At 67.6% G+C, this 555-nt stretch carries 1 protein-coding gene; it reads right to left on the bottom strand.

The features are described 5' to 3' along the window. A partial coding sequence (locus tag D0817_RS26685; protein WP_161568468.1) for a cadherin repeat domain-containing protein occupies nucleotides 1-555 on the bottom strand: 555 nt, incomplete at both ends.

Here is a 555-nt window from a genome sequence, read left to right as displayed (position 1 = left end):
CAGGAGCGAGGGGGCGGCGGGCGCGCGGCCGGGGTTGGCCGGGGCGACCTCGTCGGCGTCCGTCACCGTCACGGTGATGGTCTGGACCGTGGCGTTGCCGCTGGCGTCGAGCGCCTGGACTTCGACCACATAAGAATTGTTGGCACCGTTGTCGCCTGGAGCCTCGAAGTTAGGCGCGCTTACGAAGCGCAGGGCGCCCGTGGCCGGATCGATCGCGAACAGGGCCGAATCGGCACCGCCCTTGACCGACCAGGTCACGGCTTCGTTTGCGGTCAGGTTTGCGACTGCGGTCGTGTTTTCCACGATCGAGGTGGCTGCGGTCGCGCCGCCGGTGATGGCCGGGGCGACCTCGTCGGCGTCGGTCACCGTCACGGTGATGGTCTGGACCGAGGCGTTGCCGTTGGCGTCGAGCGCCTGGATTTCGACCACATAAGTGTTGTTGGCACCGTTGTCGGCTGGGGCCTCGAAGTTAGGCGTACTCACGAAGCGCAGGGCGCCCGTGGCCGGATCTATAGCGAACAGGGCCGAATCGGCACCGCCTTTGACCGCCCAGGG

This window comes from Flavobacterium cupreum, from assembly GCF_003996965.1.
GTDB lineage: Bacteria > Bacteroidota > Bacteroidia > Flavobacteriales > Flavobacteriaceae > Flavobacterium > Flavobacterium cupreum.
This window is presented reverse-complemented; position numbering and strand designations above follow the sequence as displayed.